This window comes from Mycetocola sp. Y171 (genome assembly GCF_056713165.1).
On record NZ_JBWYGX010000001.1, the window covers coordinates 1778428 to 1794523 of the forward strand.

At 67.4% G+C, this 16096-nt stretch carries 15 protein-coding genes; 8 read left to right on the forward strand and 7 right to left on the reverse strand.

The genetic code is table 11. The features are described 5' to 3' along the window. Positions 1–22: 22 nt before the first annotated feature. From AC1M2K_RS08550 to AC1M2K_RS08575, 6 genes are read left to right on the forward strand one after another with little or no spacing between them, the layout of a single operon-like run. On the forward strand, positions 23–1072 hold the full coding sequence (locus AC1M2K_RS08550) for a LacI family DNA-binding transcriptional regulator (RefSeq protein ID WP_480239158.1): 1050 nt from the start codon (positions 23–25) through the stop codon (positions 1070–1072). 10 nt (positions 1073–1082) lie between these two features. Further along, a complete protein-coding gene (locus tag AC1M2K_RS08555; protein WP_480240638.1) occupies positions 1083–2372 on the forward strand; it encodes an extracellular solute-binding protein in 1290 nt (429 codons plus the stop codon). 3 nt (positions 2373–2375) lie between these two features. Then, positions 2376–3341 carry a carbohydrate ABC transporter permease gene (locus tag AC1M2K_RS08560; protein ID WP_480240639.1) on the forward strand — a complete coding sequence of 322 codons (966 nt, stop codon included), beginning with the start codon at positions 2376–2378 and terminating at the stop codon, positions 3339–3341. After that, complete coding sequence (locus AC1M2K_RS08565; RefSeq protein ID WP_480240640.1) at positions 3341–4204, forward strand: carbohydrate ABC transporter permease; 864 nt, start codon at positions 3341–3343, stop codon at positions 4202–4204. Before AC1M2K_RS08560 ends, AC1M2K_RS08565 begins: the two co-directional genes overlap by 1 nt. 2 nt (positions 4205–4206) lie before the next feature. Further along, positions 4207–5277, forward strand: a complete 1071-nt coding sequence (locus AC1M2K_RS08570; protein ID WP_480240641.1) for a glycoside hydrolase family 130 protein — start codon at positions 4207–4209, stop codon at positions 5275–5277. A gap of 38 nt (positions 5278–5315) precedes the next feature. Further along, positions 5316–7331, forward strand: a complete 2016-nt coding sequence (locus tag AC1M2K_RS08575; RefSeq protein WP_480240642.1) for a hypothetical protein — start codon at positions 5316–5318, stop codon at positions 7329–7331. Here the strand turns inward: AC1M2K_RS08575 and AC1M2K_RS08580 are convergent. Beyond that, positions 7328–8167, reverse strand: coding sequence for an exodeoxyribonuclease III (locus AC1M2K_RS08580; protein WP_480239152.1), 840 nt, complete (start codon positions 8165–8167; stop codon positions 7328–7330). The two genes, AC1M2K_RS08575 and AC1M2K_RS08580, sit on opposite strands and share 4 nt — an antisense overlap. Before the next feature lie 74 nt (positions 8168–8241). Here AC1M2K_RS08580 and AC1M2K_RS08585 point away from each other — a divergent pair, with 74 nt between their 5' ends. Beyond that, the gene (locus AC1M2K_RS08585; RefSeq protein WP_480239151.1) at positions 8242–9243 is read left to right on the forward strand and encodes a TIGR03557 family F420-dependent LLM class oxidoreductase; all 1002 of its coding nucleotides are present in this window, start codon (positions 8242–8244) and stop codon (positions 9241–9243) included. A gap of 3 nt (positions 9244–9246) precedes the next feature. Further along, positions 9247–10044, forward strand: coding sequence for a coenzyme F420-0:L-glutamate ligase (locus AC1M2K_RS08590; protein WP_480240643.1), 798 nt, complete (start codon positions 9247–9249; stop codon positions 10042–10044). 19 nt (positions 10045–10063) lie between these two features. On the opposite strand, the gene AC1M2K_RS08595 is transcribed toward AC1M2K_RS08590, so the two are convergent. The 6 genes from AC1M2K_RS08595 to AC1M2K_RS08620 form a co-directional block, all read right to left on the reverse strand. Beyond that, positions 10064–10897, reverse strand: coding sequence for an ABC transporter ATP-binding protein (locus tag AC1M2K_RS08595; RefSeq protein WP_480240644.1), 834 nt, complete (start codon positions 10895–10897; stop codon positions 10064–10066). Beyond that, positions 10894–11979, reverse strand: a complete 1086-nt coding sequence (locus AC1M2K_RS08600) for a putative F420-0 ABC transporter permease subunit (RefSeq protein ID WP_480240645.1) — start codon at positions 11977–11979, stop codon at positions 10894–10896. Before AC1M2K_RS08600 ends, AC1M2K_RS08595 begins: the two co-directional genes overlap by 4 nt. Further along, positions 11976–12971: a putative F420-0 ABC transporter substrate-binding protein gene (locus AC1M2K_RS08605; RefSeq protein ID WP_480240646.1), complete on the reverse strand. Its 996-nt coding sequence runs from the start codon at positions 12969–12971 to the stop codon at positions 11976–11978. The genes AC1M2K_RS08600 and AC1M2K_RS08605 overlap by 4 nt, the downstream gene beginning before the upstream one ends. Before the next feature lie 146 nt (positions 12972–13117). Next, complete coding sequence (locus tag AC1M2K_RS08610) at positions 13118–13972, reverse strand: ABC transporter permease (RefSeq protein ID WP_480240647.1); 855 nt, start codon at positions 13970–13972, stop codon at positions 13118–13120. Continuing rightward, complete coding sequence (locus AC1M2K_RS08615) at positions 13959–14927, reverse strand: ABC transporter ATP-binding protein (RefSeq protein ID WP_480240648.1); 969 nt, start codon at positions 14925–14927, stop codon at positions 13959–13961. The genes AC1M2K_RS08610 and AC1M2K_RS08615 overlap by 14 nt, the downstream gene beginning before the upstream one ends. A gap of 29 nt (positions 14928–14956) precedes the next feature. Continuing rightward, a complete protein-coding gene (locus AC1M2K_RS08620; RefSeq protein WP_480240649.1) occupies positions 14957–16036 on the reverse strand; it encodes a LolA family protein in 1080 nt (359 codons plus the stop codon). Between the last annotated feature and the right edge of the window lie 60 nt (positions 16037–16096).

Genomic DNA, 16096 nt, shown 5'->3' on the forward strand with positions numbered 1-16096 from the left:
TTTACCTCAGTGCGGAGGCGACATGGCTGCTCGCAAGCCGACCATCACGGATGTCGCGCGCACAGCCGGAGTGAGCAAGGGCCTCGTCTCCTTCGCCCTCAACGACAAGCCGGGTGTCTCGCCTGAAACACGGAAACGCATCCTTCAGGTGGCAGGCGACCTCGGCTGGCGTCCGAGCCTGAGTGCCCGGTCACTGTCCACGAGCACCTCCTTCGCACTCGGCCTCGTCATCCGCCGCAAAGCCGAAGTGATCAGCGCCGACCCCTTCTTCCCGGCCTTCATCGCCGGAGTCGAATCCGTCCTGGCCGATGAGGGACGAGCACTCGTCCTCAGCGTCGTCCCTGACGCGGACGCAGAACTGCGGAGTTATCGCACCCTCGCCGGCGACAACCGTGTCGACGGCGTCTTCCTCACCGACCTCCGCAAGAACGACGAGCGGTTCGCTCTGCTGACAGAACTCGGACTCCCCGCCGTCGCCCTCGGTCGGCCGGGACCCGGTGTCTCGATCCCCTCGGTGGAGGTGGACGACACCCACGGGATCGCCGCCGCTGTCGAGCACCTCGTCTCGCTCGGACACACCCGTATCGGCCACGTGGCAGGCGACCCCCACATGATGCACGGAGGACGTCGCAGAAGCTCGTTCGACGAGGCCATGCGCGAGGCAGGACTCGACTCCTCGCTCGTCATCGAGACGGACTTCTCCGCCTCGGAAGGGGCGGATGCCACGAGGCGGCTCCTCGACGAGGCGAACCCTCCGACCGGGATCGTCTTCGCCAACGACCCGATGGCCATCGCGGGACTCGGTGTCGCCCAGCAGCGTGGCCTCCGCGTCCCAGACGACCTGTCCATCACCGGGTTCGACGGCACGGACATCTCGGGTTACGTCTTCCCGGCCCTCACCACGATCACGAGCGACCCTGTCGAGTGGGGCAGGGTCGCAGCCCGTACTCTCCTCGAACTCATCGCCTCGGGCGAAGCCGAGAGTGTCGAGCTCCCACCGGCGGCACTCCTCGTGCGCGCTTCCACCAGCCCCCCACCATCAGAACGCGGCACCGTTGCCGCACACAGTTAAGGAGAAAACCGTGCATCGACGCACTCTCGTCACCGCGACCGCGGCCGCGGCCGTCGCACTACTGGCGCTCACCGCGTGCTCAGGAGGAGGCGCGGCCAAGACCGACGCCCTGACCTCCCGCGGTGACATCACCGTCTGGTACTCGAACAACGAGTTCGAGGTCAAATGGGCCAAAGCCATGATCGAAGCCTGGAATGCGGAAAACCCGGACGAGCAGATCAAGGGCCAGGAAATCCCCGCCGGAAAGTCGAGCGAGGAAGTCATCGGAGCGTCCATCACCGCAGGCACAGCACCCTGCCTCATCTACAACACCGCACCGGCTGCAGTCGGCCAGTTCCAGAAGCAGGGCGGTCTCGTCGACCTCGAGTCGTTCGAAGACGGCGCCGACTACATCGAAGAGCGCAGCGGTGACTCCGCCGAGCAGTACAAGTCGCCTGACGGCGGCTACTTCCAGATGCCGTGGAAGTCGAACCCCGTCATGATCTTCTACAACAAGGACCTGTTCGCGGCAGCCGGGCTCGACCCGGAGAACCCGAAGCTCGCCACCTACGACGAGTTCCTGGCCACATCGAAGACACTCGTCGACGCCGGTGTGTCTCCGTTCGCCATCAACCCGGCTCCGACAAGCGAGTTCTTCCAGACGCTGTTCGACTTCGTGCCGACCTACGCAGCTGAAAGCGGCGGAACCGGCATCGTCGAGGACGGCAAGGCGACATTCGCCGGCGAAGAGGGCCTCGAAGCCGCCACCTTCTGGAAGTCGCTCTACGACGGCGGGCTTGCAGGCAAGGAGCAGCACCAGGGTGACGCGTTCGCCGACGGATACGCCTCCATGGCCATCGTCGGCCCGTGGGCCGTCTCGGTGTACAAGGATCTGAACTGGGGTTCAGTGCCTGTTCCGACCAAGGACGGCATCGCGCCGGAGGAGACCTACACGTTCAGCGACGCCAAGAACGTCGGTCTGTACTCGGCCTGCAAGAACCAGGCAACCGCCTGGGACGTGCTGAAGTTCTCCACGAGCGAGGAGCAGGACGGACAGCTCCTCGAGCTGACCGGCCAGATGCCACTGCGCCAGGACCTGCCTGAGGTCTACGCCGACTACTTCGAGGCGAACCCGGCCTACACGACGTTCGGCGACCAGGCCTCCCGCACGATCGAGGTGCCGGGCGGCAGCAACACCGTTGAGATGCTGCAGGTCATCCGCGACGCATACACCAAGGCCGTCATCGCCGGCGAAGGCGACCTCGAGGAAGCGCTGAAGGGCGCGGCTGACAAGGTCACCGAACTGGCGTCACAGGGATAGACGATGTCATCCGAAACGCTGGACCGTTCCGCGGGGGCTACCACCCCCCGCGGAACGGCGGGCGCGGGGCGGCGCCGGCGGCCCGTCACGCAACGCGTGCTCGGCAAGCACCCGCTCGGGTGGCTGCTGAGCGCGCCGTACCTGGTCTTCATCGTGCTGATCTTCGCGTGGCCGCTGATCTTCGCGATCTACATGTCGCTGCACGACTACTTCTTCTCAGCCCCCGGCGCCGTCGTCGACCGGCCGTTCGTCGGCCTGGACAACTACGTCGCCGCGCTGACAGATCCGTCCGTGCTTCAGTCCTTCAAAAACGTCGGGGTCTTCCTGATCATCAACGTGCCACTGACGGTGGTTCTGTCGTTGGTGCTCGCCACTGCCCTCAACAAGGTCGTGCATCTCCGCACCTTCTACCGGGTGAGCTACTACGTTCCCTACGTCACTGCCAGTGTCGCTGTCGTGGCCGTGTGGATGTTCCTCTTCAGCGGCGGCGGACTCGTGAACACCCTCCTCGGGCCGCTGGCACCAGATCCCTCCTGGCTGATCAACCCGGACCTCGCGATGCCGACCATCGCTCTCTTCGTGACATGGAAGCAACTCGGACTCTTTATCCTGCTGTACCTCGCCGCGCTGCAGAACGTGCCGAACGAGCTCTACGAATCGGCGTCAACTGATGGCGCCGGCGCGATTCGATCGTTCTTCTCCGTCACCGTGCCCGGGGTGCGACCGGCCACCGTGCTGGTTCTCCTGCTCGCAACGGTCACCGGTGCCAACCTCTTCACCGAGCCGTACCTCCTGACCGGCGGCGGCGGCCCGAACGGAGCGTCCACATCTCCGGTCCTCATCATCTATCAGCAAGGTCTCCAGCAGGGGAAGCCCGGCTTCGCCGCAGCAATCGGCGTCATCCTCGTCATCGTCGTGCTCGTCCTCGCCCTACTGCAGAACCGGTTCGCCGGCGGAAAGGACCAGTGATGGCCAGACAACACCGGGTCCCCGGCCAGCTCACCAGGGGTCAGTCGGCGCTCCGTAGCGTCGTTCTTGCCCTCGGAGCGTTGGTGTTCCTCTTCCCGTTCTACTACATGCTGATCGGGTCGCTGCAGACAAACCCTGACACGTCACTCGCGGGGGTCTTCCCGAACCCCGCAAACATCACCGGGGAGAATTACGTCGCGATCAACGAGCGGATCAACCTGTTCTCGGGTCTGCTCAACTCGGGAATTTTCGCCGGCGCCGTCGTGCTGGGCACGGTCGTGTTCGGGATGCTGGCGGGCTACTCCCTCGCCGTGCTGCAGTGGAAAGGCCGGGGAACGACGTTCGCCCTGGCGCTCCTCGTGCAGGTCGTCCCGTTCCAGCTGCTCATGGTCCCGCTCTACGTGCTGATCGCGCGGGACTACGGACTGGGAGACACCCATCTCGGAATGATTCTGCCGTTCCTCATCAACTCCACGGCGGTCATCATCTTCAGGCAGTACTTCCTGCAGGTGCCGAAGGAACTGTTCGATGCTGCCCGGATCGACGGGGCCGGCGAGGTTCGGCTCCTTTTGCAGGTGGCGATTCCCCTCGTGAAGCCTGCTCTGGTCACCGTCGTGCTCCTCACCTTCATCGGCCCGTGGAACGAGTTCCTCTGGCCGTTCCTCATCACCAAGGAGGCGAGCCTCCAGCCCCTGGCGGTTTCCCTCGCCAACTACATCTCGACGATCGCGTCGTCGACGGCCAACCCGTTCGGCGCGATGCTGGCCGGCGCTGTCGTGCTCGCCGCTCCGGTCGTCGTGCTGTTCATCCTCGGCCAGCGGTTCTTCATCTCCACGGACATCGGGTCCGGCGTGAAAGGTTAACAATGTCAGTCTCCACCTCCCCCTTCCCCTACAAGCTCACCCGGGTCGGCGTCGTCATGACGCCGGAGCCCGGCAACGAGCTCGAGGCCGAAGGTGTGCTCAACCCCGGCTCGGGCCGCGGGCCGGACGGCGAGCTCTACCTGCTGCCCCGGATGGTCGAGACGGGGAACATCTCCCGCGTCGGCCTGGCGAAGGTCGTCGTCGAAGACGGCATCCCGGTTTCGGTCGAACGGGAGGGCGTCGTGCTCGCCCCGGACCGCGGCTGGGAGCGAGGCGTCGGAAACGCCGGAGTGGAGGATCCGCGCATAACCTGGATCGCCGACCTCGGCCTGCACGTCATGACCTACGTGGCGTACGGCCCACTCGGCCCGCGCAGCGCGCTCGCCACCTCACCGGATCTCAGGGAGTGGACCAGGCTCGGGCCGGTCCTGTTCGAATACGAGGACGCCCTGGACATGGACCTGAACCTGTTCCACAACAAGGACACGGTCTTCTTCCCCGAAGCCGTCACCGGACCCGACGGGGTGAAGAGCTACGCCGTTTTGCACCGCCCGATGTGGGACCTGGACGAGGTCAAGCCCGGTCAGGGCATCCGCGTCCCCGCCGGGATCGAAGACACGAGGCAGAGCATGTGGATCAGCTTCGTCCACGTCGATGACGTCGCTCGCGACATCCGTTCGCTCACCTTCTGGCGCGGCCACCGCTTCCTTGCCGGGCCGGAGTTTGCTTTCGAAGAGGTCAAGGTCGGCGGAGGCCCTGCACCGCTCCGCGTGCCGGAAGGCTGGCTGCTCCTGCACCACGGAGTGACCGGTGTGCTCGCCCGCGCGTTCGACCAGCAGCAGAACGTCAACTACGCGGCCGGCGGCATGATCCTCGACGCCGACGAACCGTGGAAGGTGCTCGCCCGCACCCAGGAGCCGCTGCTGGCTGCCGAGACCGAGGAGGAGAAGAGCGGCATCGTTCCGAACGTCGTCTTTCCCACGGCGATCGAAGAGATCGACGGCAAGTACTTCGTGTTCTACGGGATGGCTGACTCGAAAATCGGCGCCGCCCAGCTTGAAAGCGTAAGCTGACCTGCACTCGCAGGGACGCGAGTGAGAGGAATGGCCTGATGCTCACAGGAACACGCCACCGGATCGTCGGGGGGCTGACCGCTGCCGTCCTCGCGCTCGGAACCCTCGGACTTGCTGCCCCGGCAGTCGCCGCCCCTGCGCCACTGACCAACCTCGCCCACCTCGACTTCCTCCTCGACGAGGTCGCCCCGGCGTCCACGGCAGAACACACGACGTACCGCCTGGCTGAAGAGCCGGACCTGGTGATGCCGTGGACCTATGCCGACGCCAGGGAAGGCGGAACGTTCCAGCGGGTCGGTGGAGGGGCGCTCGATCCCGCGACCGGCCACTGGGGACAGGGCGCGTACAACGCCGACGACGTCACCAGGACGGCGGTCGTGTACCTCAGGCACTGGAAGCAGTTCGGAGACGGAACGTCGAAAGAGAAGGCGTACGAACTCCTCCGCTCCGTCGCCTACCTCCAGACGGCGACCGGTCCGAACGCCGGCAACGTCGTGCTCTGGATGCAGGATGACGGAACCCTGAACCCGAGTGCTGAGCCGGTCGAACTCCCTGACCCGTCCGACTCCGCGGAGAGCTATTGGGTCGCGAGGACCCTGTGGGCGCTCGGCGAAGGCTATGCCGCATTCCGTGACGTCGACGCCGACTTCGCCTCGTTCCTGCAGGAGCGGATGAAGCTCAGCGTCGCAGCCGTCCAGCGCCAGGTGCTCGACACCTACGGCACCTACCACGTCGTCGACGGTGTCAAGCTCCCCTCGTGGCTGATCACCAACGGTGCGGATGCCAGTGCTGAAGCGGTCCTCGGCCTCGCCGCGTACTCGACGGCGGCCCCTGAGGATGCCGCGGCACGCGACACCCTCGCGAAGCTCGCCGAAGGCATCTCGAAGATGGGGGCTGGGAACGCGAAGACCTGGCCGTACGGTGCGATCCTGCCCTGGGCTGAATCGCGAACGAACTGGCACGCGTGGGGCACGCAGATGCCTGCTGCGCTCGCCGCCGCATCCACCACCCTCCGCCAGCCCAAGCTGCTGACCCCGGCCATCGCCGATTCGGCCGTCTTCGATCCCATCCTGCTGACGGCAGGCGGGCCGGACAACGCGTGGCTCCCGACGCCCATCAACGAGAGCCAGATCGCCTACGGCGTGGACTCGCGGCTCCAGTCACTGCTCGGTGTGGCCGCGGCGGCGACACTCCCCGGCCTGAAGGAACTGGCAGCCCTGGTCGGGAGCTGGTACTTCGGAACCAACGCCTCCGGTGAAGCCATCTACAACCCGGACACCGGAGTGACCTACGACGGTGTCGAGGCGAACGGTGACATCAACCGCAACAGCGGAGCTGAGAGCACCATCCATGGCCTGCTCTCCATGCTCGCCCTCGACGCGAATCCGGATGTCGCCAAGCGCGCCACTGGAGTGAACACCGTCGGTTCCCGCTCCGGCCTCACCGTTGTCGAAGCCGAGACGACGGCGGTCACGACCGGATCGGTCGTCGTCCCTGAGTCGAAGTGGACAGGCGAGTCCGAGTACTCCGGCACCGGATACCTCGAACTGACGCGCGGCGAGACCGCCACGTTCCGCCTGCCTTCTGCAACGGGTGCCCGGCTGATCGAGCCTGTCGTGTTCTCCGCGCAGGACGGAAAGGCCAGATCGCTGTGGCGAAGCGGTGTGTTGCCGCTCGGTGTGCTCAAGCACAGCGTCGGTGCGCAGGGCGTCACCGCCGTGCCTGGGGCGCTGCTGCCCCAGCCGCTCCCGATCCCGGTTCCGGCGAAGCTGTCCACCGTGTCCGTCACATCGCTGACAGGCGCGGTCGCGCTCGATGCGCTCATCGTGCGTCCCGTCGTCGGGCGGCTCGTCTTCACCGGTGAGGCCGGTCGCACCGAGCTGGCGCACTCCTCCGCCGTCCTGCCCCAGCGCGTCACGATGAACGCCGGCGGAAAAGCGGGCACACTGCGGAACTACGACTCCGGCGGCAAGCTCATCGCGAAGTACACGATCTCCGGTACGGCCACCGTCACAGTCAAGTCTGGCGGGTTCGCCGTGGTGACGAGTCCCTAGAAGATCATCGGGCGGTCGTCGTCGTCCTCGGTCGCGAGATCGAGGTCGACGAGGACGGGCACGTGGTCGCTCGGCGCCTCGCCCTTGCGTTCGTTGCGGTGGATGGAGGCATCCGTCACCAGGCTCGCGAAGTCGGGAGAGCCGAGGATGAAGTCGATGCGCATGCCCTCGTTGCGGGGGAAACGGAGCTGCTTGTAGTCCCAGTAGGTGAAGCCGTCAGGCACGATCGGCCGCACGACATCGGTGAGCCCGATGTCGCCGAATGCGGCCAGGGCGTCGCGCTCCGGCTGCGAGACGTGGGTCGACAGGCCGGGAACGACGCTCGGGTCGCCCATGTCCGCATCGAAAGGAGCGACGTTGAAATCGCCCATGAGCGCGAACGGGACGCCGGGGTTCGCGGCCAGCCAGGCTGCGGCATCCGCCTTCAGCCGGGTCAGCCAGTCGAGCTTGTAGACGTAGTGAGGGTCGTCGAGGGAGCGGCCGTTGGGCACGTACAGGCTCCACAGCCTGACGCCGTTGACCGTGGCGCCGAGAGCGCGGGCCTCGAGCGGGAGCCCAGGCCCTTCCTGGCCCTTGAGGAATCCGGGCATGTCGGTGAACTGGGTGACGACATCCGTCATCGGCAGGCGGCTCGCGATGGCGACGCCGTTCCACTGGTTGAGCCCGTGGACGGCCACCTCGTAGCCGGCCTCCTCGAACGCCTCGAGCGGGAACTGCTCCGGCTTGCACTTGATCTCCTGCATGGCGAGCACGTCGACGTCCTCGCGGACCATCCAATCGACGGTACGGGTCACACGGGCTCGGATCGAGTTGACGTTCCAGGTGGCGATACGCATGGACTCCACGCTATCCGACACCGGCGACGCCAGAAGGACGGTCAGGTGACGCCGAGGTGCGCCAAGATGGGGGAATGGGTTCACTTTCGATCGGCTACGCAGCCATGCTCGAGCAGTTCGCGCCGCAGGAGGCCGTCGCCCTCAGCGCTTTCGCCGAGCAGCACGGCTTCAGCGGGGTGATGGCGGCAGACCACTTCCAGCCGTGGGTGCCGCAGCAGGGCCAGTCGTCGTTCGTCTGGAGTGTGCTCGCCGCCCTCGGCGAACGGACCACAGGCGACTTCGGGCCCGGCGTCACCGCGCCGACCTTTCGCTGGCATCCTGCGATGGTCGCCCAGGCATCCGCGACGCTCGCCGCGATGTACCCGGGCAGGCACTGGCTCGGGCTCGGTTCGGGTGAGGCGCTCAACGAACACATCGTCGGGCAGTACTGGCCCGAGGCGCCCGAACGGATCAACCGCATGTTCGAGGCCGTCGACATCATCAAGAAACTCTTCGCCGCATCTCTCGCCGGCCGCGACGTGAAGCACAGCGGCCAGTTCTTCAAACTGGAATCCACGAGGTTGTGGACCATGCCCGAGGTCGCGCCCGAGATCCTCGTGGCCACTGCTGGGCCGGTCACCGCAAGACGTGCGGGCAAGCACGTCGACGGACTGATCACCGTCGGCGCCCCGCTCGAGAAGATCTCGATGCTCTTCGGACGGTTCGGCGAAGGGGCGCGTGAGGCGGGCCGCGACCCGTCGACGATGCCGAAGGTGCTGCAGTTGCACCTGTCCTGGGCACCGACGGACGAGGAAGCCATGCGCAACGCCCTCGTCGAGTGGCCGAACGGAGGCATGAAGTTCCCCAAGGGTGACATCCGTTCACCGTTCGAGTTCGAGCAGATGGCGAAGATGGTCCGGCCGGAGGACTTCGACGGCAGGATGGTCGTCTCCTCAGATCCCGACGTACACAGGGCTCACATCCAGCGGTTCGCCGACCTCGGCTTCGACCGCATCTACCTCCACAACGTCGGACGCAACCAGCGTGAGTGGATCGAGACTTTCGGCCGGGACGTGCTGCCCGCCCTGGTGCGCTGAGCCGTGCTGAGCATCTGGGCTCCTGAGGGCATCGGCGAGATCGACGCGGGTGACGATCTCACGGCGATCGTGGCGGATGCCGTCGGCGGCGACCTGCAGGACGGCGACATCCTCCTCGTCACCTCCAAGATCGTGTCGAAGGCGGAGGGCAGGCGCATCGACGCGTCAGACCGGGAACAGGCGATCACCGACGAGACCGTGCGCGTGGTGGCGAGCCGCGAGCATCCGAACGGGGTGACGCGGATCGTCGAGAATCGGCTCGGCCTCGTGATGGCGGCCGCTGGGGTCGACTCGAGCAACACTCCCGACGGCACCGTGCTGCTGCTCCCCGTCGACCCGGATGCCTCCGCGCGCGCACTGCGGGCCGGCCTGCGGTCTCGACTCGGAGTCTCGGTCGGCGTCGTCATCAGCGACACCGTCGGCCGCCCGTGGCGCGACGGCCAGACCGACATCGCGATCGGAGCGGCGGGCATCCGTGTCGTTGACGACCTCCGTGGGCAGACGGATGCGTCAGGGCGGCCTCTGACCGTCACGCTTCCGGCGGTCGCCGACGAGCTCGCCGGTGCGGCAGACCTCGTGAAGGGCAAAGCGTCAGGGCGCCCGGTCGCCGTGGTTCGCGGGCTGCCTCACCTGCTCACAGAGGACGACGGCCCGGGAGCCCGCGCGCTCGTCCGCAGCGCCGAGAAGGACATGTTCCGGCTGGGAACCGATGAAGCGTATGCAGCCGGGTTCGAGGCGGGGCGCGAGGTTTCGGGAGGAAAGAACGAGGGTCCGTCGACAACAGGTCGATCAACCCCCTGATTCTCCTCCCGAAACCCGCTCAGGTCGTGTCGAAGGCGATCAGCGGCCGCCCGGTTCGCGGGTGGGCGAGGACGTCGGCCCGCACCCCGTAGACCTCGCTGATCAGGTCGCCGGTGAGAACGGATGCCGCGGGTCCGGCCGCGACGACACGGCCGGCGCTGAGCACGATCACCGTGTCGGCGTACGCGGCGGCGATATTGAGGTCGTGCAGGGCGGCAACGGCCGTGATCCCCGCAGCGGTCTGCGCGCGAACCAGAGAGAGCAGGCTCAGCTGGGCCCGCACGTCGAGGTGGTTGGTCGGTTCGTCGAGGAGGAGCAGGCGCGGTTCCTGAGCCAGGGCGCGAGCGAGGTGCACCCGCTGCCGCTCGCCGCCGGACAGCGTGTCAAATGGGCGGTCGGAGAAAGCGGTCATTCCGACGGCCGCGAGGGCGTCGGAAACGATCCGGCGGTCGTCAGGTCCCTCAGCCGACCAGCGGCCGATGTGCGGGGTGCGGCCGAGGAGGACGACATCCGTGACGCGCAGGCCGGTGTCACCGTCGCCGTGCTGTTCGCTCAGGGCCACGATCCGCGCCCGATCGCGGCGGCGAAGCGCCAGCAGGTCGTCGCCGTCGAAGAGCACGGCACCTGACGCGAGGGGCAGGGTGCCGACGAGGAGCTGGAGCAGGGTCGACTTGCCGGCCCCGTTCGGACCGATGACGGCGCCGAACGAGCCGACGGGCAGCTGAACGTCGACGCCGTCGATGACGAGGACGCCGTCACGCGAGAACGACAGCCGACGGGCGTCGAGCGCGGGGGACGTCTCCGTCGGGGCCGGGCTCACCGCGTCGCCGAGGCTGCGGTCTGTCGTCGTCACGAGATCCTCTTCGATCGGAGCAGGAGCAGGGCGAACACCGGTGCGCCGACGACGGCGGTGAGGATGCCGACCGGCAGTTCGCGCGGGTCGAACAGCGTCCTGGCGCCTGTGTCGATCCAGATCAGGAAGATCGCCCCGGCGAGAACCGACAACGGCAGCACGACGCGATTGCGTTGCCCGACGACGAGCCGCACCGCATGCGGCAGGATGAGCCCGACGAATCCGATCGAGCCGGACACGGCGACCATGGCGCCGGTGAGCAGCGCGGTCGCGGTGAGCAGCAGCCAGCGGGTCGAATTCACGCTGACTCCGAGGGCGGATGCCGCGTTGTCGCCGAAGGCGAACGCGTCGAGGGTGCGCCCGGTCAGCAGAAGCGGAATCCCGACGATGAGCAAGGCGCCGAGCGCGATCGCCACAGCAGGCCAGCGGGCTCCGCTGAGCGAACCGAGCAGCCAGCTGAGGATCTCACGGTAGGTGTCACCCGTCGCCGACCAGAAGATCACGAGGCTGGTGAGCGCGCCGAAGAACGACGAGACGGCGAGTCCGGCGAGGACCGTGCGCGTGGGAGTGAGTGTTCCTGACGCCCCGGCGAGGAGAAGCGTGCCGAGCAGGGCGACGATCGCTCCGCCGAACGCGGCGACGGGAAGCAGCACGCCGAGACCGAGGAGGATGACGGCGACGGCGCCGAGGGATGCCCCGGACGACAAGCCGAGGAGGTACGGGTCGGCGAGCGGGTTGCGGGTGATCGCCTGCATCACCGTTCCGGCGAGGGCGAGCCCGGCACCGACGGCCGCAGCGGTGAGGACACGGGGCATCCTGAGCTCCCACACGATCCCGTCGCGGAGCGGCGAGAGGACCTCGCCGCCGAGGAGGGTCGGGTCGAGACCGAGGTGGCCGAGGATCGACCCCCAGACCTCCGCCGGACGGATGTCTGCGGGGCCGAACGTCACGGCGAACACGATGGACAGCAGCACGAGCACAGACAGCACGACCACGAGCAGGCTGGTCGGCACGCGTCGCAGTCCGCGGCGCCCCGGCGATGCCGGGGTCGCCGGGGTCTCAGCCGCTGTCGCCGTGGTCACAGTCCGAGCGCCTCCAACTGGTCGGCGATGGTCTGTGCCGCCTCGACGTTCCGCACGCCGGCCTCCGTCGCAGCGAAGGGCACGGTGATGAACCGCTTGTGAACGACGGCGTCGAGCTTCGCCGTGGCCGGGTTGGAGGTGAGCACGTCGATCTTCTTCTCGGCGCTGCCCCAGTCCGAGACGACGAGGACGATCACGTCCGGGTCGGCATCGACGACGGCTTCCCAGTTGAACGGTGTCCACGAGTCGTCAACCCCCGCCGCGATGTTGGTGATGCCGACGGCATCCAGAATCATCTGGGGAGCACCGCTGCCTGCACCGACGTACGGAGTGTCCGAACCGCTCGAGTACCAGAGCGCACTCACGTCGTCTGCCTGCTGAAGCTCGTCGAGCGCGGCGCGCTGGTCGGCGACGAGCTCGCCGGCGGCATCCGAGACGCCGAAGACGGCACCCATCTCGGTGATCTGGTCGAAGACGTCGTCGAAGGCGAGTGTGTCCGGCCGACCCGCTTCCTTGCATGCGGCAGGGGACACGTAGGTGTTGACGCCCAGGTCGCCGAGGGTGGCCCTGTCGCCGGCGCCGTCAGCGGAGAAGTTCGACTCCCATCCCGCGTAGACGAGGTCGGGTTCGAGGTCGAGGACGGCCTCCTGGCCGGGGACCTTGTCGCTGATCACGGGGATGTCCTCGCCGCCGAGGTCAGCGGGAATCGGGCCGTCAGGGAACGCCCGGCCGAGGATGTGGTCCTCGAGCCCGAGCGCCAGGAGCATCTCGGTGGTGGTCGACTTGATGGTCAGGACCTTCTCCGGGGCCTTCTCGAATGTGACCTCTGTGCCACAGTTGTCGATTGTGAGCGGGTAGGCGGATGCCTCGGGCGCAGCGGACGACGGGGGTGCAGCGGGTGTCGCGGCACACCCGGTGACGGCGATCAGGGCGGCGGCGGTGCCGGCGAAGACGGCTGAGCGAAGGAACGGGGAACGGAAGACGGATGTCATGAGACCTCGGGTGTCGGGGAAACGGCGGAGTGCAGCACGAAGTGCCAAACGACCCGCCACCCAAGTCCGGGCAAGCTCAACCGGTCAAAGCCAACCGGTGGTCTACGTCAACGATACGCCCGTCACGTTTCCGAAAGGTACATCGCTCACGACAGGATGTCCTTCGACGCGAACCGACCGTAGGCGAGCGAGAAGAACACGAGGATGTACGCGCCCTGCAGGAGAGCGTTGTCGCCGAACGACGTCCAGTCGATCGGCTGGCTCAGCAGGCCGGCGAAGCCGAGCCAGTGGTGGCTGAACAGCCACGGATGCAACCACGACAGCTGGGGGATCACATCGAGGATCTGCGCGACGACGGCGACGACGACCGTGGCGGCCATCGCCCCGACGGGCACGGAGGTGAGGGTCGAGATGAACAGGCCGATTGCGCACAACCCGAGGAGCGAGACGGTGACGTACGACGCCACGAGCACCGACCTGAGGAACGACTCGGGCACGTCGATGACGTCTCCGGAGAGGAGTGTGACCGGCCCGACCGGGAAGAGGACCGTACCGATGACGGTGCCGGCCAGGACGAGGGTGAGGGTCGCGGCTGCGCAGAACGCGGCGGCTCCCGCGAACTTGACGAGCAGGAGCCGGAGCCGACCGGCCGGGGCGACGAGCAGGTACCGCAGCGTTCCATGCCCGGCCTCCCCGGCGATCGTGTCGCCGGCCACGACCCCGATCGTCAGCGGAAGGAACAGGGGAATGGCCACGACCATCGCCGTGAAGCTCACGAACAGGCCGTTCTGAGTCACGCGATCCAGAAAAGGAGGGCCGTCACCGGGGTCGAGTTCCTCGGAGGAGAGCCGCACCGCGACGGCGAGCAGGATCGGGATGAGCGCGACGGCCGCGAGCATCGCCCATGTGCGACGTCTGCGGAAGAGCACGGAGAGTTCGGTGCCGAGCAGGCCGAGACCTGCCGTCGGGCGGGTCGCGGTGACCGTGTCAGCGGAGGACATCGAATCCCTCCCCGGTGAGGGCGACGAACCGGTCCTCGAGGCTCGGTTCGTCGACGGTGAAGCCGCGAACGCGCACGCCGGCCGACACGAGGGCAGGCACGATCAGGTCGGCGTCGATGGAGTCGTGCGCGAGGATCGCGGTGACCTCGGGGTGCGGCCCGGCGTGCGCCGTGGCATCCGTCTCCAGGCCGAACCGGGCGAGGACGGAGATCGCGGCTTCGGCATCCGGTGTCAGCACCCGGATCTGCCGGTCGCCTGTGCCCCTGAGATCGTCGAGCGACCCCTGGGCGACGAGCGCACCAGCGCTCATGATCGCCGCGTGGGTGCAGACCTGTTCGACCTCCGCCAGCAGGTGGCTGGAGACGAACACGGTGGTGCCTTCGGCGGCGAACGACCGCACGAGCGCCCGCACCTCCCTCGTGCCCTGCGGGTCGAGCCCGTTGGTGGGTTCGTCGAGCACGAGCAACTCCCGCGGCTGAAGAAGCGCGTTCGCGATCCCGAGCCGCTGCTTCATGCCGAGCGAGTACGCTCCGGCCTTCTTCGTGGCCGCAGCCGTCAGGCCGACGCGGTCGAGCGCCGACGCCACGCGGGCTCGCCTGGTCCGCGGTGACGCGCCACGATCGGCACTGTCCAGGCGGCGGAGGTTGTCCTCGCCTGACAGGAACGGGTAGAACGCCGGGCCCTCGACGAGCGCGCCGACCTGCGGAAGGACGCTGCGCAGCCGGTCGGGCATCGTCTCGCCGAGAACGCTGATCTCCCCACTCGTCGCCCGGACGAGGCCGAGGAGGAGACGGATGCTCGTGGTCTTGCCCGACCCGTTCGGGCCGAGGAAGCCGAAAACCGCACCGCGCGGTACCGCGAGATCGATGGCATCCACCGCGACCTGACGACCGAAGTTCTTCGTCAGTGCCCGGGTCTCGATGGCGAGGTCGGCAGGCGGATTACCGTCGCTCACAGGATGACGTTCACGATCGCCGGATGTCGTCAGCTCGCCGCAGCCAACAACCGGTCGACCGGGACCGACCCGGCCAGAATTCGGCCATCGTCGGTGAAGAGCACGGTGACGAGCGCCGTCGAGAATGCGCGGCCACCATCCACGTCCGTCGTGAGTTGAGCGAACAGGGGGTCGGCCGCGAGGTCGGCAGGGACGGATGCCGCAGGAACCTCCACGATCGCATCCCAGCCGGTGCCGGTGACGACCGGTTCCCCGACCGGAGTGCGGGTGTCGTGCGTGCCGGCGTCAGGCTCGGAGGGGAACGGCTTCTCCTCGACAGTGACGTCGCCAGGGGTGAACTCGAACAGGCTCGCAGCGGGCTCGGCGAGGTCGATCGCGGTGAATCCGACCTCGAACGCCGGGTCGTCCTGGCCGGCGGCGGCGACAGTCACCTGGAGGGGGAGCCCGGTCTCCGAGTCGACCGAGATCGACACGGATTCGGCGAGGGTGCCCGATGCCTTCGGGGTCAGGATCAGTTCGTACACCGTCCGCCCGGCGACGGTGGAGTCGGTTCCGACAGCGAAGTCCGTGCTCGGGCCGAGCTTGTCGATGATGCGGTCGGCGACCTCTGCAGGAGTGGCCGGGGCGGAGGTGGCGTCGACGTGCTCGCGGAACGTCTCCGCGGCATCCGCAGGGATGGCCACATGGGTGGCGACGTTCGTCTCGGAGTCGTAGTACCAGGCGTCCGTGCCGTTCGTGATGGCGCTGCGTTCAGCGAGCGAGTCGTTGGTCTGCACGCGCAGGTTCGCCGGTCCGTCGACGAAGACCCGTGCCTCCTGCGTGCCGCTCAGCAACTCGAACAGGTCGGAGACCGCACCGGCGTCTCCGCCTCCGGGCGCGACGGCATCCATGCCTTCGGGGATCGACGGGAGCCCGAGGTCTGCGGTCTTTTTGACAGTTCCGGAGAATGAGTCCTCAGTGCTCTCGGCGATCAGGACCAGTACCTCGTCCGCCGATTTGTCCGGCAGATCGACCGATGCTCCGGCCTGCATCGGTACGGCGATGACGGCGACCGCTATCACGGCGGGCGCGACGAGCGCCGGAAGCCAGTTGAGCGATTTTCGCGACACGATCCACATCCTTTGTCAGACCACGACTGTGACCCGAATGGTACGCCGTCGAACTGGGAG